The following is a 22890-nucleotide window of genomic DNA, read 5'->3' as shown; positions in this document are numbered from 1 at the left end:
AGACCGGCTGGCGCGGCTCCTGCAGGAGCCGGCCTGGCCGGCGATCGGCCGCTTCAGCGGCCGCAGCACATCACGTCCGGTATTCGGCGTTGATCTTCACGTACTCGTGGGACAGGTCGGTGGTCCAGATAGTCTCGCTGCACTGGCCACGGCCGAGTTCGATACGGATGGTGATCTCCTCCTGAGCCATCACCGCCGAACCCTGCGCTTCGGTGTAAGTCGCACTGCGCCCACCCTGGCTGGCGATACAGACGTTGTCCAGGTACACATCGATCAGGCTGACATCCAGTTCCGGTACGCCGGCACGGCCGACGGCAGCCAGAATCCGCCCCCAGTTCGGGTCGGATGCGAACAGCGCGGTCTTGATCAGCGGCGAATGCGCCACGGCATAGCCGACATCCAGGCATTCCTGGTGGTTAGCCCCCCCATTGACCTGCACGGTGACGAACTTGGTCGCGCCTTCGCCGTCGCGGACAATGGCCTGGGCGACCTCCATGCACACCTCGAACACGGCTTTTTTCAGCGCTTCGAACAGTGCGCCGCTGGCTTCGCGGACTTCGGCCACGGCAGCTTTACCGGTGGCGATCAGCATGCAGCAGTCGTTGGTCGAGGTGTCGCCGTCGATGGTGATGCGGTTGAACGACTTGTTTGCGCCGTCCAGTAGCAGGTCCTTGAGCACCGCCGGGGCCACTTTGGCGTCGGTGGCGATGTAGCCGAGCATGGTCGCCATGTTCGGCCGGATCATCCCGGCGCCCTTGCTGATGCCGGTAACGGTGATGGTCACGCCGTCATGCTGGAACTGGCGGCTGGCCCCCTTGGGCAGGGTGTCGGTGGTCATGATGCCGGTGGCGGCAGCCGCCCAGTTGTTTTCCGACAGGTCGTCGAGGGCCGCCTGCAATGCGCCTTCGATCTTCTCGACCGGCAGCGGCTCACCGATCACCCCGGTGGAGAACGGCAGCACGGCGCTGGCGTCGACGCCGGTCAGCTCGGCCAGCTTGGCGCAGGTGCGCTCGGCAGCAGCCAGGCCAGGGGCGCCGGTACCGGCGTTGGCATTGCCGGTATTGGTCAGCAGGTAGCGTACCGGGCCCTGTACGCGCTGCTTGGCGAGGATCACCGGGGCGGCACAGAAGGCGTTCAGGGTGAACACACCGGCAACGCTGGAACCTTCGGCACAGCGCATCACTACCACATCCTTGCGCCCGGGACGCTTGATGCCCGCAGAGGCAATACCGAGTTCGAAACCGGGAACCGGGTGCAACGTCGGCAACGGACCAAGACCAACAGCCATGTAAGCGCTCCTAGAAAATGTGCGCCGCGTCGACAACGACGGCGCTTGAGATGGAACAACGCCGCGACGGTGGGAACCAGTCGCGGCGCGGTGTTCAGATGTCAGCGTGAAGCAACGGCGGTGTGATCAGTCGATCTTGCCGTGGCACTGCTTGAACTTCTTGCCCGAACCGCACCAGCAAGGCTCGTTGCGGCCAAGCTTCTGCTCGTTGCGCACGGGCGCAGCGGCGACAGCCACATCGGCGCCTTCTTCCTGCAGTTCTGCCGCTTCGAGGCCAGGGGCCTCGGCGTGCTGGAACTGCATGCGCTGAGCCAGTTCTTCGGCTTCGCGACGCAGGCGGGCTTCTTCTTCGATCGGGTCTTCGCGGCGTACCTGAACGTGCGAGAGCACGCGGATGGTGTCGCGCTTGATCGAATCGAGCAGTTCCTGGAACAGGTTGAAGGACTCGCGCTTGTACTCCTGCTTCGGGTTCTTCTGGGCGTAGCCGCGCAGATGGATACCGTGACGCAGATGGTCCATGGTCGACAGGTGGTCTTTCCACAGGTCGTCCAGTACGCGCAGCAGGATCTGCTTCTCGAAGGTGCGCAGGGCATCGGCACTGGCCTGCTCTTCCTTCTCGTTGTAGGCCGCCAGCAGCTCGTTGAGCAGCTTCTCGCGCAGGGTTTCTTCGTACAGGTGATCGTCTTCGTCGAGCCATTGCTGAATCGGCAGTTTCACGCCGAAGTCGCTGGCCAGCGAGGCTTCCAGACCGGCCACGTCCCACTGTTCGGGCAGCGACTGTGGCGGAATGTGCTGGGCCACGGTGGCGTCGAGCACTTCCTGACGGAAGTCGGCGATGGTGTCACCGATATTGTCAGCGGCCAGCAGGCTGTTACGCATGTGGTAGATGACTTTACGTTGCTCGTTGGCCACGTCGTCGAATTCGAGCAGTTGCTTACGGATGTCGAAGTTGCGACCTTCGACCTTGCGCTGGGCTTTTTCGATGGCGTTGGTGACCATGCGGTGCTCGATGGCTTCGCCGGACTGCATGCCCAGGGCCTTCATGAAGTTTTTCACCCGGTCGGAGGCGAAGATGCGCATCAGGCTGTCTTCCAGCGACAGGTAGAAGCGGCTCGAACCCGGGTCGCCCTGACGGCCGGAACGGCCCCGCAACTGGTTGTCGATACGGCGCGATTCGTGACGTTCGGAGGCGATCACGTGCAGGCCGCCGGACTCGATCACCTGCTGGTGACGCTTCTGCCAATCGGCCTTGATCTGAGCGATCTGCTCCGGCGTCGGGTTGTCCATGGCCGCGACTTCGACTTCCCAGTTACCCCCCAGGAGGATGTCGGTACCCCGACCGGCCATGTTGGTGGCGATGGTCAGCGCCCCCGGACGACCGGCCTGGGCAATGATCTCGGCTTCTTTTTCGTGGTACTTGGCGTTCAGAACCTTGTGCTCGATGCCTTCCTTCTGCAGCAGGTTGGCCATGTGCTCGGAGGTTTCGATGGTCGCGGTGCCGACCAGGACCGGACGGCCCTGGGCCATGCTTTCCTTGATGTCGGCAATGATCGCCTGGTACTTCTCTTCGGCGGTCAGGTAGACCAGGTCGTTGAAGTCCTTACGGGCCAGCGGCTTGTTCGGTGGTATCACCATCACGTTGAGCTGGTAGATCTGGGCGAATTCGAACGCTTCGGTGTCGGCGGTACCGGTCATGCCGGACAGCTTGTTGTACAGACGGAAGTAGTTCTGGAAGGTGGTCGAAGCCAGAGTCTGGCTTTCGGCCTGGATATTCAGGTTTTCCTTAGCTTCGATGGCCTGGTGCAGGCCCTCGGACAGACGACGACCCGGCATGGTCCGCCCGGTGTGTTCGTCGATCAGCAATACCTGACCGTCCTGGACGATGTATTCGACGTTGCGATGGAACAGCTTGTGCGCACGCAGGCCAGCGTAGACATGAGTCAGCAGGCCCAGGTTATGCGCCGAATAGAGGCTCTCGCCTTCGGCCAGCAGACCGACCTGGGTGAGCATCTCTTCGATGAACTGGTGACCGGCTTCGTTGAGTTCGACCTGACGGGTCTTCTCATCGATGCTGAAGTGGCCTTCCTGGGTGACCTGGCCTTCGACTTCTTCGATGTGCTGGCGCAGGCGCGGGATCAGCTTGTTGATCTCGATGTACAGCTTGGAGCTGTCTTCGGCCTGGCCAGAGATGATCAGCGGGGTCCGCGCTTCGTCGATCAGGATGGAGTCGACTTCGTCGATCACGGCGAAATTCAGCTCGCGCTGGAATTTCTCTTCCATGCTGAAGGCCATGTTGTCGCGCAGGTAGTCGAAACCGAATTCGTTGTTGGTGCCGTAGGTGATGTCGGCAGCGTAGGCCGCGCGCTTCTCTTCGGGCGGCTGGAACGGCGTGACAACGCCGACGGTCAGGCCGAGGAATTCATACAGCGGGCGCATCCAGTTGGCGTCGCGGCGGGCCAGGTAGTCGTTGACCGTGACCACGTGCACCCCTTTGCCGGACAGTGCATTGAGGTACACGCCCAGGGTTGCGACCAAGGTCTTGCCTTCACCGGTACGCATTTCTGCGATCATGCCTTCGTGCAAGGTCATGCCGCCGATCAGCTGGACGTCGAAGTGGCGCATGCCCATGACCCGCTTGCCGGCCTCGCGCGCGACAGCGAAGGCCTCCGGCAGCAACTGGTCGAGGGTCTCGCCTTTGGCCAGGCGCTCTTTGAACTCTGCGGTTTTCGCCCGCAGCTGTTCGTCCGAGAGGGCGACCATCTTCTCTTCGAAGGCATTGACGGACTGCACCGTCTTGAGCATGCGTTTTACTTCACGCTCGTTCTTGCTTCCAAAAAGTTTTTTTAACAAAGGCGCAAACATATCGGCAGGATCTTCCACACGTAGGGATGGAGGGCGGCCCCGTGAGTCGCCCGTGCAGCCCTTATGGCCGCATGCGAACGAGCATTCTACCCGGAAACGATGGTGAGGAAAGTGGCGGATGTCCACGATGCTGGCACAGCGCTTTGACGGGGCTTTTTTACAATAAGGGCTTTTTCGTCAACTTCAACCCACCCGGGTGAAGTTTCACGCAGGGACCGCCGCGACAGGTACCCGGCGGGCAATCTGTTAAGATGGCGGCACTGTAACTTCTGGTGTCCCTACATGGCCTTTCGCCCCCTGCCCGCTCGTGCTCCGGCTGTCCTGCTGCGTGAAGCCCGGCCACTCAAGGCCCTGTTCAGTCAGGCCCAGCGCCTGGCCCAGTTGCAGCGCCTGCTCGAAAGCCAATTGCAGCCGGCCGCGCGCGAGCATTGTCATGTAGCGTCATGGCGTGAGGGCACACTGTTGCTGATCGTCACCGACGGGCATTGGGCAACGCGCCTGCGCTATCAGCAGAAGCGCCTCCAGCGCCAACTGCAGGCACTTGAAGCGTTTGCCAGCCTGAACCGGATCCTGTTCAAGGTGCAGCCGACGGCGACTACACCACGGGTGGGTGGGCACCCGATGGATATTTCCAGCGAGTCGGCACAGAACATCCAGGCGACGGCCGAGGGGATCAGCGACCCCAAGCTGAGGGCTGCCCTGGAACGCTTGGCCAGTCATGGGAAGGCCAAAGAGGCGCCGCCTGAACAGGAATAGGCCAGCCCCGCCAGCCGCGCCAACGCCCATAAAAAAGGCCACCCGGAGGTGGCCTCAAAAACTAAAGAAGAGAGTGTTCGTACTTACACTGCCGCAACCGGACGCATGTAAGAGATCGGTGCCGTACTGGCATCTTCGAAAGTCACCACTTCCCAAGCATCTTTTTCGTCCATCAGCTTACGCAGCAGCTGGTTGTTCAGCGCGTGCCCGGACTTGTAGCCCTTGAACTCGCCGATCAAGCTGTTGCCCAGCAGATAGAGGTCGCCGATAGCATCGAGGATCTTGTGCTTGACGAATTCGTCTTCGTAGCGAAGGCCGTCTTCGTTCAACACGCCATCCTTGTCCACCACGATAGCGTTCTCCACACTACCGCCGAGGGCGAGGTTATGCTTGCGCAGGTACTCGATGTCGCTCATGAACCCGAAGGTACGGGCGCGGCTGACTTCCTTCACGAACGAGGTGCTGGAAAAGTCCACGCTGGCACTTTGAGTCCGGTTACGGAACACCGGGTGATCGAAATCGATCTCGAAACTCACCTTGAACCCGTCGAACGGCAGGAAAGTAGCGCGCTTGTCGCCGTCTTCCACTGTCACTTCGCGCAGGATGCGGATGAACTTCTTGGCTGCGTCCTGTTCTTCCAGGCCGGCAGATTGAATCAGGAATACAAAGGGCCCTGCGCTGCCGTCCATAATCGGCACTTCGGACGCGGAGAGCTCGACGTAGGCGTTATCGATGCCCAGGCCAGCCATGGCCGAGAGCAGGTGCTCTACCGTGTCTACCTTGGTATCGCCGTTGACCAGCGTGGTCGACATTGTGGTCTCACCGACGTTCTCTGCACGTGCAGGGATCTGCACGACAGGGTCGAGGTCGGCGCGGCAAAATACGATGCCGGTATCCACAGGAGCCGGTTTGAGGGTCAGGTAAACCTTTTCCCCAGAGTGCAGGCCGACACCTGTGGCACGGATAATATTCTTCAGGGTGCGTTGTTTAATCATGGCATTGGCCGCTTCAGCGCAAATTGCGAACTGGTATCAACAAAGGCTGGGGATAATAGCAGACCCGGCCTTTGCTGAATACCAATCACCCCTATACCCCTGATAAATTTCATTAATCAGCCTGGCGACGCAGGAAAGCCGGGATGTCCAGGTAATCCAGATCGTCTTGCGGATTAAGCTTGGCCGCCGCTGCTGCACCGGCGTGAGCCTGGTTGCGCATTACTGTCGGGCGTTCCAGGTCACGGTAGTTCACCGACGACTGCTCGTTGCGCACAGGGGCCGGAGCCGGAGTTTGCTGCTGCAGCGAAGCGCTTTGCAGGGTGTTGTCGATCACCTTGACCGGCTTCTCGATCTTCGCACCAAGGCCAGTGGCCACCACGGTAACGTGCAGCTCGTCGCGCATGTCTGGATCGATAACGGTACCGACTTTGACCATCGCGTGATCGGAAGCGAACGCTTCGATGATGCTACCGACGTCGGAGTATTCACCCAGCGACAGGTCCGGACCGGCGGTGATGTTCACCAGGATGCCGCGAGCGCCCTGCAGGTTGACGTCTTCGAGCAGCGGGTTGCGGATGGCCGCTTCGGTCGCTTCACGCGCACGGTTCGGACCGCTGGCGCAGCCAGTGCCCATCATTGCCATGCCCATTTCGCTCATCACGGTCCGTACGTCGGCAAAGTCGACGTTGATCATGCCCGGACGCTTGATGATGTCGGAGATACCGCGAACGGCACCGGCCAAAACGTCGTCGGCCTTGGCGAAGGCCGACAGCAGGCTGGCGTCTTTGCCGAGGATGGTCAGCAGTTTTTCGTTCGGAATGGTGATCAGCGAGTCGACGCTGTCAGCCAGTGCACGGATACCCTCGTCGGCAATCTGCATGCGCTTGCGACCTTCGAACGGGAACGGACGCGTCACCACCGCAACGGTGAGGATGCCCATTTCCTTGGCCACTTCGGCAATGATCGGCGCAGCACCGGTACCGGTACCGCCGCCCATGCCGGTGGTGATGAAGACCATGTTGGTGCCCTGCAGCACTTCGGCGATGCGCTCACGGTCTTCCAGTGCAGCCTGGCGGCCGACTTCCGGGTTGGCGCCAGCGCCCAGGCCCTTGGTCACACCGGTACCCAGTTGCAGGATGGTCCGCGCGCCGATGTTTTTCAGCGCTTGAGCATCGGTGTTGGCGCAGATGAACTCGACGCCTTCGATGTTGCTCTTGACCATGTGATTGACGGCGTTGCCACCGCCGCCACCGACGCCGATCACTTTGATGACCGGACTTTGCGGGACGTTGTCTACGAGCTCGAACATTTTCCCTCTCCTTTCAGTTCTCTAGTTTTTGCGCCTACTACTACTGCTTTGAAACGTTAAAAGTTGCCCTGAACCCAACGTTTGAACCGCTCGAACGCAGGGGCCTTCGGTTCATCGCCATAGCTGTTGCTGCTGATACCGGGCAGGGTCACGCCGTCGGTCTGCTTCTGCAGGCCGTAGGTGAGCAAGCCCACACCGGTGGAATAAATCGGGTTGCGCACGACATCGCTCAGCCCTTTGACGCTATGCGGCACGCCCAGGCGCACCGGCATGTGGAAGATCTCTTCGGCCAGTTCCACCGCCCCTTCCATCTTCGAGGTACCGCCAGTAAGGACGATGCCGGCAGGCACCAGGTCCTCGTAGCCGCTGCGGCGCAGCTCAGCCTGGATCAGGGTGAACAGCTCGTCGTAGCGTGGCTCGACCACCTCGGCCAGGGCCTGACGCGACAGCTCGCGGGGTGGACGGTCACCAACGCTCGGCACCTTGATGGTTTCGCCGGCACCGGCCAGCTTGGCCAGGGCGCAGGCGTAGCGGATCTTGATTTCTTCGGCGTACTGGGTCGGGGTACGCAGCGCCATGGCGATGTCGTTGGTGACCTGGTCGCCGGCAATCGGGATCACCGCAGTGTGGCGGATCGCGCCTTCGGTGAAGATCGCGATATCGGTAGTGCCACCGCCGATGTCGACCAGGCACACGCCCAGCTCTTTCTCGTCGTCGGTCAGTACCGAGTAGGCCGACGCCAGTTGCTCAAGGATGATGTCGTCGATTTCCAGGCCGCAGCGACGCACGCATTTTTCGATGTTCTGCGCCGCATTCACCGCGCAGGTCACCACGTGCACCTTGGCTTCCAGACGGACGCCGGACATGCCCAGTGGCTCACGCACGCCTTCCTGGTTATCGATCACGTAATCTTGCGGCAGGGTGTGCAGGACCCGTTGATCCGCCGGGATGGCCACGGCCTGGGCGGCGTCGAGCACGCGTTCGAGGTCGGCGGCGCTGACTTCACGGTCGCGGATGGCGACGATGCCGTGCGAGTTCAGGCTGCGAATATGATTGCCGGCCACGCCGACGAACGCCGAGTGAATCCGGCAACCGGCCATCAGCTGGGCTTCTTCGACGGCCCGCTGGATCGACTGCACGGTGGACTCGATGTTCACCACCACGCCTTTTTTCAACCCGCGCGAGGGATGAGTGCCGATGCCGACGATTTCCAGGGTGCCGTCGGCGGCGACTTCGCCCACCAGTGCAACCACCTTGGAGGTGCCGATATCCAGCCCGACGATCATTTTGCCGCTATGCGCATTTGCCATGGGTCCTGCCTCTCTCTAATTCTTCGCAACGGCGGGTTTGGCCGTCGTCGGTGCAATCGGTTCCCGCCAGCCAACGGCCAGGCCATTGGCATAACGCAGATCGATGCGGGCGATGTTCGTGATCTGTTCTTTGAGCGTCTTGTCGTAAATGGCAATGAAGCGGCGCATCTTTTCCACCAGGTGGTCACGCCCGAGCAGCAACTCGATGCCCGGACCGGCACTGCCGGCGCCGGTGGTCAGGAACCAGCTGCCACGCTCGCGCAGTTCCAGACGGGCAATCGAGAAGCCCAACGGACGCAGCATCTGGCTCAGTACCTGATATTGCTGCATCACTTGTTGCTGCGCCCGCTGCGGCCCGAACAGCTGCGGCAGGTGCTCATAGTTGGCCAGCTCGCGTGGGGTGAAAGCCTGGCCCTGGTTATTGAGCAAGGCTTCGTCGCCCCAACGCGCGACCGGCAACTGTTCTTCCAGGCGAATCACCACTTCGTCCGGCCACACGCGACGCACTTCGGCATGAGCGATCCACGGCATCTGCTCAAGCTCGGCGCGCATGCTCGCCAGGTCGACGGTGAAAAAACTCGCTGCCACATAGGGCGCAATCCGTTGCTGTACCGCCTGCTGGCTGATGTAGCTGAGGTCGCCCTGCACCGCGATCTTGGTGATCGGACGGTCGGCATACGGCATCAGCCGCTGCGCGCCTTCGTAAGCGCCGAACCCGGCGACTACCAGCACCACCGGCCACAGCAGGCGTTTGAAAACACTGAAATTGGCCTTGGGCAGGCGCGCCGACAGTGGCTCCTTGGCCACCATCCGGCTGGCACCGCGCGGCACCGGCTTGCGGCCGGTGGCGGGTTGCTGATGACGTACCATCGCGCCTTGCATGGGCTTAACCTCGCGCCTGAACGCTATCGGCCAGGATCGCCAGCACCAGTTGCTGGAAGTCCAGGCCCGCCGCGCGGGCTGCCATAGGCACCAGGCTGTGGTCGGTCATACCCGGTGCGGTGTTGACTTCCAGTGGCCAGAAATTGCCCTGCTCGTCCTGCATCACGTCCAGGCGGCCCCAACCGGCAATGCCGATGGCCTCGCACGCGCGCGCAGTCAGGTCGATCAGTTCTTGTTCCTTGGCCGCCTCCAGGCCGCACGGAATGCGGTACTGGGTATCGTTGGCGATGTACTTGGCGTCGTAGTCGTAGAACGTGTGCGGGGTACCCAGGGCAATCGGCGGCAACACTTGGCCACGCAGTACCGCGATGGTGAACTCCGGCCCCTTGATCCATTGCTCGACCAGCACTTGCGAGTCGTAGTGAGCGGCGTCCTTCCAGGCAACGATCAATTCTTCAACGCTGCTCACTTTCGCCATACCGATACTGGAGCCTTCATGGGCCGGTTTGACGATCAAAGGGAAGCCCAGTTCCGCGCCCGCAGAAATACAATCGGCTTCGCTGGCCAGCACGGCGTGGTGCGGGGTTGGAATACCCAGGCTTTTCCACACCTGCTTGGTGCGCAGCTTGTCCATGGCCAGCGCCGACGCGAGGATGCCGCTGCCGGTGTAAGGAATGCCCAGGCACTCCAGCAAGCCCTGCATGCTGCCGTCTTCGCCGCCACGGCCGTGGAGGATGATGAACGCGCGGTCGATTTTCTCGCTCTGCAGACGGCTGAGCAGATCGTCGCCAACGTCGATGCCGACCACGTCGACACCGCCGGCCGTCAACGCAGCGATCACCGCAGCGCCGGACTTCAGTGAAACCTCGCGCTCGGCGCTCTTGCCGCCGTACAGCACAGCAACCCGGCCGAAGGCTTTCGGGTCGATGTCCGAGTACAGCGTGGCGTACTGGCTAGCAGTCATTTCGACTTCTCCTGACTGGTAACGGCACCCGCGAACAACGGGCTCTTCAGCAGTTGCGGGGCCAGCCCGCCGATGTCACCGGCCCCCTGGCAGAGCAGGATGTCGCCGGCGCGCAGCAGCGGCTTGACCAGCGGCGCGAGCTCCACGCCACGTTCGATATAGATCGGGTCGAGCTGGCCGCGCTGACGGATGCTGTGGCACAGCTGGCGGCTGTCGGCCCCCGGAATCGGCTCTTCGCCGGCCGGGTAGACTTCCATCAGCAACAGCACGTTGGCATCGGCCAGGACCTGGACGAAATCGTCGTACAGGTCACGGGTACGGCTGTAGCGGTGCGGCTGGTAAACCATCACCAGGCGGCGCTCCGGCCAGCCACCGCGCACGGCCTTGATCACTGCCGCCACTTCGGTCGGGTGGTGACCGTAGTCGTCGACCAGCATGACCTGACCACCTTCGACCGGCAGCTCGCCGTACACCTGGAAACGTCGACCGACCCCCTGGAAGCCCGACAGCCCCTGGACGATGGCCTCGTCGCTAATGCCTTCATCGGTGGCGATGGCAATGGTTGCCAACGCATTGAGTACGTTGTGGTTGCCCGGCATGTTCACCGACACATCGAGTGGCTCGCGGTCGCGACGCAGCACGGTAAAGTGGGTTTGCATGCCCGACTGGCGCACGTTGATAGCACGCACGTCGGCTTCTTCGCTGAAGCCATAGGTAACCGCCGGACGCTTGACCAGCGGCAGGATCTCACGCACCACCGGATCGTCCAGGCACATCACCGCCAGGCCATAGAACGGCAGGTTGTGCAGGAACTCGACGAAGGTTTTCTTCAGCTTGTTGAAGTCACCTTCGTAAGTCGCCATGTGGTCGGCATCGATGTTGGTGACCACGGCCACCAGCGGCTGCAGGTGCAGGAAGCTGGCGTCGCTTTCGTCGGCCTCGGCAATCAGGTAACGGCTGGTGCCGAGCTGGGCATTGGTGCCCGCCGCGTTCAACCGGCCACCGATGACGAAGGTCGGATCGAGGCCGCCGGCAGCGAACACTGAAGCCAGCAGGCTGGTGGTGGTGGTTTTGCCGTGGGTACCGGCAACGGCGATGCCGTGGCGATAGCGCATCAGTTCGGCGAGCATCTCGGCCCGCGGAACCACCGGAATACGCCGCTCAAGCGCGTTGGCGACTTCCGGGTTGGCGGTGTTGATGGCGCTGGATACCACCAGCACATCGGCGCGGGCGGCGTTCTCGGCACGGTGGCCGATGAAAATCTCGGCGCCGAACGACTCCAGACGCTCGGTGACCGGCGAGATCTTGAGGTCGGAGCCGGACACCTGGTAGCCCAGATTCAGCAGCACTTCGGCGATACCGCACATGCCCACGCCGCCGATACCGACGAAGTGGATGCGACGGATACGGCGCATTTCAGGCTGTGGCATGGCTTTCTGATTCTCAACCATGGGCCACCTCCAGGCAGATATCGACCACGTTGCTGGTGGCAGCGGGTTTGGCCAGGCGCCGCGCAGTGCGGGCCATGCTGTCGAGTTTTTCCGGTTGCATCAGCACCTCGTTCAGGCGTTCAGCGAGCTGCGCTGCGCCAGTTGTCGCTTGTGGCATCAGGAAGGCAGCACCTTCGCGAGCCAGATAATGGGCGTTGTGGGTCTGGTGGTCGTCGATGGCGTGCGGTAATGGCACCAGCATCGACGGCAGGCCTGCCGCCGCCAGCTCGCTGACAGTCAGCGCACCGGCCCGGCAGACCACCAGGTCGGCCCAGCCATAGGCGTGGGCCATGTCCTTGATGAACGGCTCTACCTGAGCCTCGATCCCGGCGTCGCGATAGCGCTCGGCGGTGACCTGGTCGTGATTTTTCCCGGCCTGATGGAACACTTCCGGGCGCAGCGCCTCCGGCACCAGGGCCAGGGCTTGAGGCAAGAGCTTGTTCAGCGGCTCGGCGCCGAGGCTGCCCCCCAATACCAGCAGGCGCGCGCGGCGCCCGGCCAGCGGTGCGCGAAGCGGTTCCAGGAACAGCTCGCCACGGACCGGGTTACCGGTAGTGCGGCGCTTGTCGCTGGCCTCGAACGTATCAGGGAACGCTTCGCAAACACGCCCGGCCAGTGGCACCAGCAGCCGATTGGCGGTACCGGCCTTGGCATTCTGTTCGTGAATCACCACCGGCACGCCGCACAGTTTTGCCGCAACACCGCCAGGGCCGGTGACATAGCCACCGAAGCCGACCACGCAGACCGGATCGAGCCGACGGATGATCCGACGCGCCTGCAGCACAGCCTTGAACAAGGTGAACGGCGCCTTGAGCAGCGACAGCTTGCCCTTGCCACGCAGGCCGCTGACGTTGATCAGGTGCAGCGGCAAGCCCGCCTGCGGCACCAGTTCGTTCTCGATGCCGCGCGGGGTCCCGAGCCAGTGCACGCTGTAACCGCGACTCTGGAATTCACGGGCACAGGCCAGGGCCGGGAACACGTGCCCGCCGGTACCGCCAGCCATGATCAAAACGTTCTTGCCGTTAGCGGCCATGATTCGGCTCCTCGGCAAAATCGCTTTCATTGAATTCATGTTCCTCACTGCCCAGGTGGGTGCGACTCTCCCACTCGATACGCAGCAACAAGCCCACGCAGGCGCAGCAGATCACCAGCGAGCTGCCGCCGTAGCTGAGGAACGGCAGGGTCAGGCCCTTGGTCGGCAGCAGACCGACGTTCACCCCGATGTTGATCAGGAACTGGCCGATCCACAGGAATGCCAGGCCGAACGCCACATAGGCGGCAAAGAACTGCTTGGCTTTTTCTGCCCACAGGCCGATGTACAACGCGCGCACGGTGACGAACACGAACAGTGCGACCGTGGCCAGCGAGCCAACCACGCCGAGCTCTTCGGCGAGTACCGAGAACACGAAGTCGGTGTGCGCTTCAGGCAGGTAGAACTGCTTCTGCACGCTGTTGCCCAGGCCCACGCCAAGCCATTCGCCACGCCCGAAGGCGATCAGTGCCTGGGTCAACTGGTAGCCGGAGCCGAACTGATCGGACCACGGGTCGGTAAAGGTAATCAGACGCGCCATCCGGTACGGTTGTGCCTGTACCAGAACGAACACCGCCACCACCGCCAGCACCACCATCAGGCTGAAGCGGAACAGCCCCACCCCACCGAGGAACAGCATGGCCGCAGCCGCGCCCATCATCACCACGGTGGCGCCGAAGTCTGGCTCCATCAGCAGCAGGCCGGCCATGGGCAGCAGCACGATGAACGGCTTGAAGAAGCCCATCCAGCTTTCACGCACTTCGGTCTGGCGCCGCACCAGGTAACCGGCGAGGTAGATCACCACGAAGACCTTGGCGATTTCCGAAGGCTGGACGTTGAAGAAACTGAAGCCGATCCAGCGCATCGAACCGTTCACTTCCCGGCCGATGCCCGGTACCAGCACCATCACCAGCAAGGCAAAGGCGCCGACCAGCATCATGAAGCCCATGCGCTGCCAAGTGGCAATCGGCACCATCATGGTGACCACGCAGGCCGCAACGCCCAGGCCGACGTACACCAGGTGGCGGAACATGTGATACAGCGGGTTACCCGACTGCACCGCAGCCACTTCCGACGAGGCCGAGGTGATCATCACCAGGCCCAGGCCGAGCAACGCCAGGCAACCGGCAAGGAAGGCGAAGTCAAGGTCGATGCCACGGCCGCTGATCAGCGGCGACGGGTAAGGCTTGATGATGCCGAAGATCATGCCAGGCCCTCCGCCGCCTGGGCGAACAGGCGCCCACGCTCTTCGAAGTTCTTGAACATGTCCAGGCTCGCGCACGCTGGCGACAGCAGCACCGCGTCGCCCGGCTGGGCCAGTGCGGCACATTGCTGCACGGCGTCGTCGAGGCTCTGCACGCGCACCAGCGGCACGCTATCGCCGAAGGTCTCGGCCAGGCGCTCGGCATCGCGGCCGAGCAGCACCACGGCGCGGCAGTGTGCCGCTACTGGTGCACGCAACGCAGAGAAGTCGGCACCCTTGCCATCGCCGCCGGCAACCAGCACCAGCTTGCCGTCGATGTCCGCGCCCAGGCCCTCGATGGCAGCCAGTGCGGCACCAACGTTGGTGGCTTTGGAATCGTCGTACCAGTTCACGCCGTTACGCTCGCGGACCCACTGGCAACGGTGCGCCAGGCCGGCAAAGCTGCGCAGGCTACTGAGCATCGCGTCGAATGGCAGGCCCACCGCATGGCCCAGGGCCAGCGCCGCGAGGGCGTTGGCCTGGTTGTGCGCGCCGCGAATCTTCAGTTCACGCACCGGCATGAGGTTCTGGAATTCGAACGCCAGGTACTTCTCGCCGTGCTCTTCGCGCAGGCCGAACGCTTTGAAATCCGGGGTGTTCAGGCCGAAGGTCCAGCATGGCTGGCCCTCCAGCAGCAGCGGACGGCTGAGTGCGTCCTGACGGTTCACCACCACCTGCCGCGCGCCACGGAAGATCCGGTGCTTGGCCAGGTGATACGCCGGCAGGCCGCTGTAACGGTCCATGTGGTCTTCGCTGACGTTGAGCACGGTGGCCACTTCGGCGTTGAGCTGATCGGTGGTCTCCAACTGGAAGCTGGACAGCTCCATCACGTACAGCTCGACATCGTCGCTGAGCAGGTCGAGCGCCGGCGTACCAAGGTTGCCGCCCACTGCCACACGCTTGCCTGCCGCTGCGGCCATCTCGCCGACCAGGGTGGTAACGGTGCTCTTGGCATTGGACCCGCTGATGGCGACGATCGGCGCCCTGGCGTTACGTGCGAACAGCTCGATGTCGCCGGACAGCTTCACGCCGCGGGCCGCGGCCTGTTGCAAGGCGGGGGTGGCCAGGGCCAGGCCGGGGCTCACGTACAGCTCGTCGGCGCGGCAGAGGAACTCGATGTCCAGCTCGCCGCAGCGCACTTCCACCTGCGGGTAGTCGCGACGCAGGGTCGCCAGCTCCGGCGGGTTTTCGCGCGTGTCGGCCACCGCAAAGGCAACGCCCCGGTTCGCCAGGAAGCGAACCAGGGACATGCCGCTCTTGCCGAGGCCGACAACGATGCGGAAGTGGTCAGATGCGATCAAGGACACGCGTTTCTACCTCAGTTTCAGGGTGGCAAGGCCAATCAGCACGAGAATCACGGTGATGATCCAGAAACGGACGATCACCCGCGGCTCGGGCCAACCCTTGAGTTCAAAGTGGTGATGGATCGGCGCCATGCGGAACACGCGCTTGCCGGTCAACTTGAAGGAAGCCACCTGGATCACCACCGAGAGGGTTTCCATGACGAACACGCCGCCCATGATGAACAGGACGATTTCCTGACGGACGATTACCGCAATGGTGCCCAGTGCAGCGCCCAGCGCCAGTGCGCCGACGTCGCCCATGAACACTTGTGCCGGGTAGGTGTTGAACCAGAGGAAGCCCAGCCCGGCACCGATCAGGGCGCCGCAGAACACGATCAGCTCGCCGGCGCCCGGTACGTACGGGATCAGCAGGTATTCGGCAAATTTCACGTTGCCCGACAGGTAGCAGAAGATGCCCAGAGCACCACCGACCATCACCGTCGGCATGATCGCCAGGCCATCGAGACCGTCGGTCAGGTTGACCGCGTTGCTCGAACCGACGATCACGAAATAGGTCAGCACCACGAAGCCGATACCCAGCGGAATGGTAACGTCCTTGACCATTGGTACGATCAGCGTGGTTTCGACGCTGGTGGGTGCGGTCATATAAAGGAAGATCGCCGCGCCCAGGCCGAACACCGACTGCCAGAAGTATTTCCAGCGGCTCGGCAGGCCACGCGAGTTCTTCTCGATCACCTTGCGGTAGTCATCGACCCAGCCGATAGCGCCGAACAACAGGGTGACGATCAGCACCACCCAGACATAGCGGTTGGTCAGATCAGCCCAGAGCAAGGTGCTGATGCCGATAGCAGAAAGAATCAGTGCGCCGCCCATGGTCGGGGTGCCGGACTTGGACAGGTGCGATTGCGGGCCGTCGTTACGAACCGCTTGACCAATCTGGCGAATCTGCAGGGTACGGATCATCCAGGGGCCCAGGCACAGGGCCAGCGACAACGCGGTCAGTACACCGAGAATCCCGCGCAGGGTCAGGTACTGAAAGACCGCGAAGCCTTTGTAGAACTGTTGCAGATACTCAGCCAGCAGCAGCAGCATTAATGTTTCTCCCCGCTGGAACCACACAGTGCCACTACGACGTTTTCCATCGCAGCGCTGCGCGAACCCTTGATCAAAATAGTGGTGTTGGTGGCCTGCTCGGCGCGAACGGCGTCGATCAGGTCAGCTTGATTGACGAAATGGCGAGCATCGTTACCGAACGCCTTGACCGCGTGGGCCATCATCGGACCCACGGCATACAGCGCCGCAACCTTACCTTTGGCGTACTCGCCAACCTGGCGATGCCCTTCCTCGGCCCACTGGCCCAATTCGCCGATATCCCCGAGCACCAGAACGGTGCGCCCGGAAAAGCCGGCGAGTATATCAACGGCAGCGCACATGGAGGTGGGGTTTGCGTTGTAACTGTCGTCGATCACCCGCACCCCGTTCGGGGCCATCTGCACCACAGTACGGCCCTTGACCGGTTGCACGGCATTGAGGCCGGCGACGATGCCCGGCAGTGTCAGACCAAAGGCATGCGCAGCGGCTGCCGCTGCCAGGGCGTTGCTGACGTTATGAATGCCGAGCAGGTTCAACTGCACCCGCTCGCAACCCAACGGACTGTGCAGGTCGAAGGCTGGGCAACCACGGCGGTCATGACCGATATTGCTGGCATGGAAGTCGGCGGCAGCATTGTTCAGGGCGAAGGTCAGCACTGGGTGCTGGCCGGCGCGCTTGTGCCAGATGGCAAAGGCCTTGTCGTCCAGGTTGAGCACGGCAACACCGCCTTCGCCCAGGCCTTCGAGGATTTCACCCTTGGCTTCGACGATCTTTTCCGGTCCGCCGAACTCACCGACGTGGGCGGTGCCAGCGTTGTTGATCAACACCACTTGCGGCTGGGTCAGGCCAACGGTGTAGCGAATTTCGCCTACCCGCGAAGCCCCCAGCTCGATCACCGCTGCGCTGTGTTCCGGAGCGATCTCCAGCAGGGTCAGCGGTGCGCCGAGGTCGTTGTTCAGGTTGCCACAGGTGGCCAGCACCGGACCACGGGTGCGCAGGATGCTCGCGAGCATTTCCTTGACCGTGGTTTTGCCGCTGGAGCCGGTGATGGCCGCCACCGGCTGGCTGAAGCCCGCACGGTTCAGGGCGCCCAACTGGCCAAGGGCCAGGCGGCAATCGGCTACCACCAGTTGCGGCAGCGTCGAGTTCGGTACTTCACGTTCGACCAGGGCGGCAACTGCGCCTTTGCCAGCAACTTCATTGAGGTAATCGTGACCATCGAAGCGCGGCCCGGCCAGGGCCACGAACAGCTGCCCGGCAACGATGGCGCGGCTGTCGATGCTGACCCCGGTAAAGGTTGCGTCGGCGCCCACCAGGGTGCCCCGCAAGGCGCTGCTGAGCTGGCTGAGGGTCAATGGCTTAAGCATTTTCGGCCTCCCAGGCAGCCAGAGCCTTTTCGGCTTCGACCAGGTCGGAGAAGTCATGGCGCTCGCCATTGATCTCCTGATAATCCTCGTGGCCCTTGCCCGCCAGAACCACGACATCGTCTGCGTGGGCGCTGGCGATCAGTTGGGCAATGGCGGTGCCGCGCCCGGCAACGAACGGCACGGCATCGGCCTGGGCGAAGCCCGGACGGATGTCGGCGAAAATCTGCTGGGGGTCTTCGCTGCGCGGGTTGTCGTCGGTGACCAGCACGCCATCAGCCAGGCGCTCGGCCACCTCGGCCATCAGTGGGCGCTTGCCGCGATCACGATCGCCGCCGCAGCCGAACAGGCACAGCAGCTTGCCTTGTGCATGCGGACGCAGGGCTTCGAGGACCTTTTCCAGCGCATCCGGTGTGTGCGCATAATCGACCACCACCAATGGCTTATGACCACCACCCAGACGCTGCATGCGCCCGACCGGCCCTTCAAGCTGCGGGGTTGCCTTGAGAATGTCGTCTAGCGGGTAGTCCATGGCCATCAGGGTGCCGACCGCGGCCAGCATGTTGCTCAGGTTGAAGCGGCCAAGCAGACGGCTACGCAGGCGGCGCTCACCCTGGGCGGTGACCAGTACCGCGTCGACGCCATCGTCGGTGAAGCGCGCTTCGCGGCAGTACAACAAAGCGCCGGCGTCTTTCAGGCTGTAACTGATCAAGCGCGACTCGCCTGACTCGGCAGCCAGCTCACGGCCGAAATCGTCGTCCAGGTTGACCACCCGGCAACGCAGGTTCGGCCAGGCGAACAGGCGCGCCTTGGCGGCTTTGTAGGCTTCCATGCTGCCGTGGTAATCGAGGTGATCGCGGGACAGGTTGGTCATCACCACGATGTCGAATGCCAACGCTGCCACCCGGCCCTGCTCCAGCGCATGGGACGAAACTTCCATGGCGACCGCCTTGGCTCCGGCCTTCTTCAGGTCGTTAAGAGTCGACTGCACGGCGATCGGGTCGGGCGTGGTCAGACGGCCGCTTTGCAGTTCGCCGTAGAAACCAGTGCCGAGGGTGCCGATCAGGCCGCAATGCTGACCCAGAATGTCCAGTGCCTGAGCCACCAGTTGGGTCACGCTGGTTTTGCCGTTGGTGCCGGTGACGCCGACCAGGTCCAGTTGACGGCTCGGCTCACCGTAGAAGCGCCCGGCAATGTCGGACAACTGGGCGATCAGGCCCTTGACCGGAATCAGCGGCACGTCGGTGATCGGCAGCACGGTGGCGCCGGCCGTTTCATAGGCAACGGCTGCCGCGCCGCGCTTGAGCGCGTCGGCAATGTGATCGCGACCGTCGACCTTGGCGCCCGGCACTGCCAGGAACAGGTCGCCGGCGCGCACGCTGCGACTGTCGAGGGTCAGCTCGCGGATCAACGGGTCGTTGTTGCCGCTCAGGGCAAACAGTTTACTCAATGGCATCGTCATCAACCGCGCCCTCCTTTGGCGGGCGCAGCATCAACCTGCTGCTGAGGAACCGGTGGCGGCAGGTTATCTGGCGGTACGTTCATCAACCGCAGCGTGCCGGACATCACCTTGCTGAATACAGGGGCCGAAACCAGACCACCGAAGTAACCGCCCTTGCTCGGCTCGTCGATCACCACGACGATCGCGTAACGCGGGTCGCTCATCGGGCCGAAGCCGGCGAACAGCGAGCGGTAGGCGTTTTCGGTGTAGCCCTTGGAACCGATGGTAGCCTTACGGGCCGTACCACTCTTGCCGCCGACGTGGTACGACGGCACCTGGGCACGGAACACACCACGCGGCGCCTCGATGACCTGTTGCAGCATGCCCTGCACGGTTTCGGCGGTTTCTTTCGGCACCACTTGGGTGGACTCAGGCGTCCTGTCGACCTTGAGAATGCTCAACGGGACCATCTTGCCGTCGTTGGCCAGCGCCGCGTAGGCATGCACCAGCTGCAACGCGGTCACCGACAGGCCGTAGCCGTAGGACAGCGTTGCGGTCTCGGCCTTGCGCCACTCGCGGTGGTTCGGCAGGTTGCCGACCCGCTCGCCCGGGAAGCCGAGGCCGGTGTACTGGCCAAGTCCCAGTTGGGACATGACCCGGTAGATCGATTCGCCACCGATATCGAAGGCGATCTTGCTCATGCCGACGTTACTGGAGTTGATCAGGATGCCGGTGAGATCGAGGATCGGTCCTTCGCTCTTGGAAACGTCGCGAATGGTATAGCGCCCCAACTGCAGCGTGCCTGGGTACACTTCGACCTTGTCGGTGATCTTCCAGCGACCGCTTTGCAGCGCGGCGCTCATCGACAGCGGCTTGACCGTCGAGCCCGGCTCAAACACGTCGATGATCGCGCGGTTTCGCATCGCCGCCGGGAACATGCTGCGACGGTTGTTCGGGTTGTAGGTCGGCTGGTTGACCATGGCCAGCACTTCGCCGGTCTTAACGTCCATGATCACCAGGCTGCCGGCCTTGGCTTCCTGCTCGGCAATGGCGTTGCGCAGTTCGCGGGTGGCCAGGTATTGCAGGCGCAGGTCGATGGACAACGCCAAGGTCTTACCGGCCTTGGCGTTCTTGGTAACCTGGATGTCCTTGATCAGGCGGCCGCGCCGGTCCTTGATCACCTGGCGCTTGCCGGGTACGCCGGCCAGCCATTCGTCATAGGCCAGCTCGACCCCCTCGCGACCGTGGTCGTCGAGGTCGGTGAAGCCGACCATGTGGGCGGCGACATCGCCCGCCGGATAGAAGCGACGGAACTCCTCGATGCCGTAGACGCCCGGCACTTTCAGGTCGAGCACGACCTGGCCCTGCTCCGGAGTGAGACCACGGACCAGGTAGATGAACTCTTTACCGGCTTGCTGCTCAAGGCGCTCGGCAAGCTGCTGCGGATTCTGCTTGAGCGCAACGGCAAGTGCCGGCCAGCGGTCTTTTGAAGCCTGCATTTCCTTAGGGTTGGCCCACAGGGTGGTCACCGGGGTACTGACTGCCAGCGGCTCGCCATTACGGTCGGTGATCAACCCGCGGTGCGCAGGAATTGGAATATGCCGCAGGCTGCGGGCGTCGCCCTGCCCCTTGAGGAAGTCACGGTCGACCACTTGCAGGTCGACGATACGCCAGACAATCGCGCCGACCATCACCGCCAGCAGCGCAACGACCACGCGAAACCGCCACGGGTAGAGTGCGCCTTCAAGCTTCATCATGGCGCCACCATCCGCACTTCATCGGCGGCCGGGATACGCATCTTCAGTTGCTCGCTGGCCAGCAGCTCGATCCGGCTATGCGCGGTCCAGGTGCTTTGCTCGAGGATCAGCCGACCCCACTCGGCCTGTGCCTTGTCGCGCTCGCTGAGTTCGCCGTACAGGGTGTTGAGCAATTGACGGTTCCAGTGCGCACTGTAGGACACGGCAATCGCCGAAACCAGCACGCCGAGGAACAGCAGAAGCATCAGGAAGCTTCCGCCTGGTAATGGCTTGGCAAAGAGCCTGCTCACCGAAGCTTCTCCGCCACACGCATGACCGCGCTGCGCGAACGCGGGTTGGCCTTGAGCTCGGCTTCGGAAGCGAACTGGGCCTTGCCATGCACTTTGATTTTCGGCTCGAACGGTTTGTGCTGAACCGGCAGGTTGCGCGGCAGATTATCTGCCTCACCCTTGGCCAGCTTGCGCATGAACAGTTTGACGATGCGGTCTTCCAGGGAGTGGAAGCTGATCACCACCAGCCGGCCACCGATTTCCAGTGTATCGAGGGCGGCTTGCAGGCCGGCTTCCAGATCGCCCAGCTCGTTGTTGACGTGAATCCGCAGGCCCTGGAATGCACGGGTTGCCGGGTTCTTGCCTTTTTCCCATGCCGGATTGGCGACCTTGAGCACTTCGGCCAGATCGGCGGTGCGGGTAAATGGGGTGATTTCACGGCGGGCGACAACGGCATTGGCCATGCGCTTGGCAAAACGCTCTTCACCGTATTCCTTGAACACCCGGGCGATTTCTTCGGCCGGCGCAGTAGCGATGAACTCGGCAGCACTGACGCCACGACTCGGGTCCATGCGCATGTCCAGCGGGCCGTCGTTCATGAAGCTGAAGCCGCGCTCCGGGTCATCGAGCTGCGGCGACGACACACCGAGGTCGAGCAGAATACCGTTGACCTTGCCGGCCAGGCCGCGTGCTGCAACCTCTTCACCCAACTCGGCAAAACTGCGCTGCACAATGACAAAGCGGCCGTCTTCGGCCGCCAGCGCTTGCCCGTTGGCAATCGCTTGAGGATCTTTATCGAAGCCAAGCAGCCGGCCATCCGGACCGAGATGCCGGAGGATCAACCGGCTGTGCCCACCGCGACCGAAGGTGCCATCCAGGTAGCAGCCATCGGCGCGCACCGCGAGAGCCTCGACGGCTTCGTCAAGCAGTACGGTGATGTGGTTAAAGCCGCTATCTATAGTCACAGGATCAAATCACGCAGTTCATCAGGCATGGCGCCCGGTTGTTGTATGGCTGCCAGGTCCGCTGCGGAAACAGCATTCCAGGCATCCTCGTCCCACAATTGGAATTTGTTCAGTTGCCCCACAAGCATTGCCCGCTTGTCGAGCTTGGCGTATTCGCGCAAGCGTGGCGGCACCAGAAAGCGCCCACTGCCATCGAGCTCCAGATCCACCGCATTGCCGATCAGCAAACGCTGCAGGCGACGGTTCTCTTCGCGTAACGACGGCAAGGCTCTCAACTTGGCCTCGATCAGTTCCCATTCATCGAGTGGGTAGACACACAAACAGGGATCAACCGCATCGATCGTCACGATCAACTGCCCGGAACTGCGCGAATCGAGCTCGTCACGATACCGGCTCGGCATAGCGAGGCGGCCTTTTGCGTCGAGGTTGATTGCGTTGGCTCCGCGGAACACGGCTGCTCATCCCTAAATGTTAGCTTTTTTGTCTCTGAAAACCCACTTCATGCCACTTTCTGCCACTTGCGCACACTATAGGAATCCGCCTACCACACCGTCAAGGCGCGGTTATAA

Annotated in this window: 19 protein-coding genes; 1 reads left to right on the top strand and 18 read right to left on the bottom strand. The window is 62.6% G+C overall.

The window, feature by feature from the left end; translation table 11 throughout:
- Positions 1 to 70: 70 nt before the first annotated feature.
- Both argJ and secA read right to left on the bottom strand, forming a co-directional pair.
- Positions 71 to 1288, bottom strand: a complete 1218-nt coding sequence (gene argJ, locus DCO48_RS09065) for a bifunctional glutamate N-acetyltransferase/amino-acid acetyltransferase ArgJ (protein ID WP_116550264.1) — start codon at positions 1286 to 1288, stop codon at positions 71 to 73.
- Between the two features lie 126 nt (positions 1289 to 1414).
- Positions 1415 to 4150: a preprotein translocase subunit SecA gene (gene secA, locus DCO48_RS09060; RefSeq protein WP_116550263.1), complete on the bottom strand. Its 2736-nt coding sequence runs from the start codon at positions 4148 to 4150 to the stop codon at positions 1415 to 1417.
- Between the two features lie 282 nt (positions 4151 to 4432).
- Here secA and DCO48_RS09055 point away from each other — a divergent pair, with 282 nt between their 5' ends.
- Positions 4433 to 4906, top strand: coding sequence for a DUF721 domain-containing protein (locus DCO48_RS09055; protein ID WP_116550262.1), 474 nt, complete (start codon positions 4433 to 4435; stop codon positions 4904 to 4906).
- Positions 4907 to 4989: 83 nt separating this feature from the next.
- Here the strand turns inward: DCO48_RS09055 and lpxC are convergent, their stop codons facing one another.
- The 16 genes from lpxC to mraZ form a co-directional block, all read right to left on the bottom strand.
- A complete protein-coding gene (gene lpxC, locus DCO48_RS09050) occupies positions 4990 to 5901 on the bottom strand; it encodes a UDP-3-O-acyl-N-acetylglucosamine deacetylase (protein ID WP_116550261.1) in 912 nt (303 codons plus the stop codon).
- 112 nt (positions 5902 to 6013) lie between these two features.
- Positions 6014 to 7210: a cell division protein FtsZ gene (gene ftsZ / locus DCO48_RS09045; RefSeq protein WP_116550260.1), complete on the bottom strand. Its 1197-nt coding sequence runs from the start codon at positions 7208 to 7210 to the stop codon at positions 6014 to 6016.
- A gap of 56 nt (positions 7211 to 7266) precedes the next feature.
- Positions 7267 to 8520, bottom strand: coding sequence for a cell division protein FtsA (gene ftsA / locus DCO48_RS09040; RefSeq protein ID WP_116550259.1), 1254 nt, complete (start codon positions 8518 to 8520; stop codon positions 7267 to 7269).
- A gap of 15 nt (positions 8521 to 8535) precedes the next feature.
- Complete coding sequence (locus tag DCO48_RS09035) at positions 8536 to 9402, bottom strand: cell division protein FtsQ/DivIB (protein ID WP_116550258.1); 867 nt, start codon at positions 9400 to 9402, stop codon at positions 8536 to 8538.
- A gap of 4 nt (positions 9403 to 9406) precedes the next feature.
- Entirely contained in the window at positions 9407 to 10366 is a 960-nt protein-coding gene (locus DCO48_RS09030) for a D-alanine--D-alanine ligase (RefSeq protein ID WP_116550257.1), read from the bottom strand.
- The gene (murC, locus tag DCO48_RS09025) at positions 10363 to 11817 is read right to left on the bottom strand and encodes a UDP-N-acetylmuramate--L-alanine ligase (RefSeq protein ID WP_116550256.1); all 1455 of its coding nucleotides are present in this window, start codon (positions 11815 to 11817) and stop codon (positions 10363 to 10365) included. The genes DCO48_RS09030 and murC overlap by 4 nt, the downstream gene beginning before the upstream one ends.
- Complete coding sequence (gene murG, locus DCO48_RS09020; protein WP_116550255.1) at positions 11810 to 12889, bottom strand: undecaprenyldiphospho-muramoylpentapeptide beta-N-acetylglucosaminyltransferase; 1080 nt, start codon at positions 12887 to 12889, stop codon at positions 11810 to 11812. Before murG ends, murC begins: the two co-directional genes overlap by 8 nt.
- Positions 12879 to 14093 (bottom strand): putative lipid II flippase FtsW, encoded by a 1215-nt coding sequence (gene ftsW / locus DCO48_RS09015; RefSeq protein ID WP_116550254.1) that lies wholly within the window; start codon positions 14091 to 14093, stop codon positions 12879 to 12881. Before ftsW ends, murG begins: the two co-directional genes overlap by 11 nt.
- Positions 14090 to 15436: a UDP-N-acetylmuramoyl-L-alanine--D-glutamate ligase gene (murD, locus tag DCO48_RS09010; protein WP_116550253.1), complete on the bottom strand. Its 1347-nt coding sequence runs from the start codon at positions 15434 to 15436 to the stop codon at positions 14090 to 14092. The genes ftsW and murD overlap by 4 nt, the downstream gene beginning before the upstream one ends.
- 6 nt (positions 15437 to 15442) lie before the next feature.
- Complete coding sequence (gene mraY / locus DCO48_RS09005; protein WP_116550252.1) at positions 15443 to 16525, bottom strand: phospho-N-acetylmuramoyl-pentapeptide-transferase; 1083 nt, start codon at positions 16523 to 16525, stop codon at positions 15443 to 15445.
- A complete protein-coding gene (gene murF, locus DCO48_RS09000) occupies positions 16525 to 17892 on the bottom strand; it encodes a UDP-N-acetylmuramoyl-tripeptide--D-alanyl-D-alanine ligase (protein ID WP_116550251.1) in 1368 nt (455 codons plus the stop codon). The genes mraY and murF overlap by 1 nt, the downstream gene beginning before the upstream one ends.
- A complete protein-coding gene (locus tag DCO48_RS08995) occupies positions 17885 to 19351 on the bottom strand; it encodes a UDP-N-acetylmuramoyl-L-alanyl-D-glutamate--2,6-diaminopimelate ligase (RefSeq protein WP_116550250.1) in 1467 nt (488 codons plus the stop codon). The genes murF and DCO48_RS08995 overlap by 8 nt, the downstream gene beginning before the upstream one ends.
- Entirely contained in the window at positions 19351 to 21084 is a 1734-nt protein-coding gene (locus DCO48_RS08990) for a penicillin-binding protein 2 (RefSeq protein ID WP_165840755.1), read from the bottom strand. The genes DCO48_RS08995 and DCO48_RS08990 overlap by 1 nt, the downstream gene beginning before the upstream one ends.
- Positions 21084 to 21377, bottom strand: a complete 294-nt coding sequence (ftsL, locus tag DCO48_RS08985) for a cell division protein FtsL (protein WP_116550248.1) — start codon at positions 21375 to 21377, stop codon at positions 21084 to 21086. Before ftsL ends, DCO48_RS08990 begins: the two co-directional genes overlap by 1 nt.
- Positions 21374 to 22321 (bottom strand): 16S rRNA (cytosine(1402)-N(4))-methyltransferase RsmH, encoded by a 948-nt coding sequence (gene rsmH / locus DCO48_RS08980; protein ID WP_165840753.1) that lies wholly within the window; start codon positions 22319 to 22321, stop codon positions 21374 to 21376. Before rsmH ends, ftsL begins: the two co-directional genes overlap by 4 nt.
- A complete protein-coding gene (gene mraZ / locus DCO48_RS08975) occupies positions 22318 to 22773 on the bottom strand; it encodes a division/cell wall cluster transcriptional repressor MraZ (RefSeq protein ID WP_009396653.1) in 456 nt (151 codons plus the stop codon). Before mraZ ends, rsmH begins: the two co-directional genes overlap by 4 nt.
- Positions 22774 to 22890 lie beyond the last annotated feature (117 nt).

Source organism: Pseudomonas sp. SDI (genome assembly GCF_003105155.1).
Classification (GTDB): domain Bacteria; phylum Pseudomonadota; class Gammaproteobacteria; order Pseudomonadales; family Pseudomonadaceae; genus Aquipseudomonas.
The sequence above is the reverse complement of the archived record's forward strand: the minus strand, read 5'-3'. Positions and strand labels throughout refer to the sequence as shown.

Coding starts and splice junctions, on each gene's coding strand:
- argJ (WP_116550264.1), bottom strand. CDS start 1,288: ATGGCTGTTGGTCTTGGTCCGTTGCCGACGTTGCACCCGGTTCCCGGT.
- secA (WP_116550263.1), bottom strand. CDS start 4,150: ATGTTTGCGCCTTTGTTAAAAAAACTTTTTGGAAGCAAGAACGAGCGT.
- DCO48_RS09055 (WP_116550262.1), top strand. CDS start 4,433: ATGGCCTTTCGCCCCCTGCCCGCTCGTGCTCCGGCTGTCCTGCTGCGT.
- lpxC (WP_116550261.1), bottom strand. CDS start 5,901: ATGATTAAACAACGCACCCTGAAGAATATTATCCGTGCCACAGGTGTC.
- ftsZ (WP_116550260.1), bottom strand. CDS start 7,210: ATGTTCGAGCTCGTAGACAACGTCCCGCAAAGTCCGGTCATCAAAGTG.
- ftsA (WP_116550259.1), bottom strand. CDS start 8,520: ATGGCAAATGCGCATAGCGGCAAAATGATCGTCGGGCTGGATATCGGC.
- DCO48_RS09035 (WP_116550258.1), bottom strand. CDS start 9,402: ATGCAAGGCGCGATGGTACGTCATCAGCAACCCGCCACCGGCCGCAAG.
- DCO48_RS09030 (WP_116550257.1), bottom strand. CDS start 10,366: ATGACTGCTAGCCAGTACGCCACGCTGTACTCGGACATCGACCCGAAA.
- murC (WP_116550256.1), bottom strand. CDS start 11,817: ATGGTTGAGAATCAGAAAGCCATGCCACAGCCTGAAATGCGCCGTATC.
- murG (WP_116550255.1), bottom strand. CDS start 12,889: ATGGCCGCTAACGGCAAGAACGTTTTGATCATGGCTGGCGGTACCGGC.
- ftsW (WP_116550254.1), bottom strand. CDS start 14,093: ATGATCTTCGGCATCATCAAGCCTTACCCGTCGCCGCTGATCAGCGGC.
- mraY (WP_116550252.1), bottom strand. CDS start 16,525: ATGCTGCTGCTGCTGGCTGAGTATCTGCAACAGTTCTACAAAGGCTTC.
- murF (WP_116550251.1), bottom strand. CDS start 17,892: ATGCTTAAGCCATTGACCCTCAGCCAGCTCAGCAGCGCCTTGCGGGGC.
- DCO48_RS08995 (WP_116550250.1), bottom strand. CDS start 19,351: ATGACGATGCCATTGAGTAAACTGTTTGCCCTGAGCGGCAACAACGAC.
- DCO48_RS08990 (WP_165840755.1), bottom strand. CDS start 21,084: ATGAAGCTTGAAGGCGCACTCTACCCGTGGCGGTTTCGCGTGGTCGTT.